The sequence below is a fragment of the Lachnoanaerobaculum sp. MSX33 genome, assembly GCF_000512995.1.
In the GTDB taxonomy this organism is placed as follows: Bacteria; Bacillota; Clostridia; order Lachnospirales; family Lachnospiraceae; genus Lachnoanaerobaculum.
This window is the reverse complement of sequence record NZ_AZXX01000030.1, coordinates 1-1,283: the sequence shown is the minus strand read 5'-3', so window position 1 is coordinate 1,283 and position 1,283 is coordinate 1. Positions and strand designations below refer to the sequence as shown.

The window sequence follows — 1,283 nt, the reverse complement described above, 5'->3', positions numbered from 1 at the left end:
ATGCCGGAAATGTAGTGGTAAATTATCTTGAGCAGGGCACAAATGCGGTGCTTGATACTCAGGAGACTTTGAACGGAACAGGAAAGCTTGGAACAGCCTTTACTACAGTACAAAAGAACATCAATGATTATGATTTTGTTTCTGTAAGTCCTGCAGCAAACGGAACATTTACAAGCGGAACACAGACTGTCAACTACTACTACAAGAGAAAAGATGCGGGAAATGTTTTAGTACATCATTACGAGATGGGAACAACAAACTCTCTGGCTCCTGATGAGAATATAAACGGTGCAGGAAATGCAGGATTGCCATATACAACAAGCCCTGCAAATATAGCAAACTATACAGTAGTAAATGCTACACCTGCAGACCACACAGGAATATATCCGGCAACAGGAACAACAGTGGTAACATATGAGTATAAGAGAAATGACGCAGGAGATGTAGTTGTACATCACTATATTGACGGAACAACAACACCGCTTGTACCGGATACCACAATGAGTGGAACCGGAAAGATCGGATTGCCGTATACAACTACTGAGCATAGTATTCCTAACTTTACATTGGTAGTCCAACCGACAAATAAGAACGGAAACTATACTACAGGAAACCAGGCTGTAACGTACCTTTATAGAAGAAATAATGCGGGAAATGTATTGGTTCACCATGTAGAACAGGGAACAGGTACACCTCTGGATACAGATGATGTAATGGGAGGAGCCGGAAAGCTCGGCCTTCCTTACACAACAACAGAGAAGAACATCCCTAACTATGAGTTGGTAGCACAACCTGCTAATAAGAACGGAACATATACAAATACACCACAGACAGTAATCTATGAATATAGAAGAATGCCTGCCGGAGATGTGACAAGCGTTTATGTAGATGAGGACGGAAATGAGATAGATATTCCTGATACACAAAGCGGAACAGGAAAGCTCGGACTTCCATACACAACTACATCAAAGACAATACCGAACTTCACATTAGTGAGTGTACCGTCTAACGCAACAGGAACATTCACACCGGGACCACAGACAGTAACCTATGTATATAGAAGAGCTGATGCGGGAGATGTAACCGTACACCACAAATCAGTATATGATAACAGCGACTTAAGCACACAGACAGTACTTGACGGAAGCAGAAAGCTGGGATTACCGTATACGACAACCCCTGAGATATACTCAGACTATGAGATAGATACAGTACCGGGTAACGCAACAGGAACATTTGTAAGCGGAAGCCAAACTGTAACATATCTATATAAGAGAAAGCGC

At 42.2% G+C, this 1,283-nt stretch carries 1 protein-coding gene; it reads left to right on the top strand.

Annotated features, from left to right (window positions below):
• Positions 1-14: 14 nt before the first annotated feature.
• Positions 15-1,283 (top strand): MucBP domain-containing protein (locus HMPREF1495_RS03495; protein ID WP_242832841.1); only part of this gene is annotated, 1,269 nt, incomplete at its 3' end.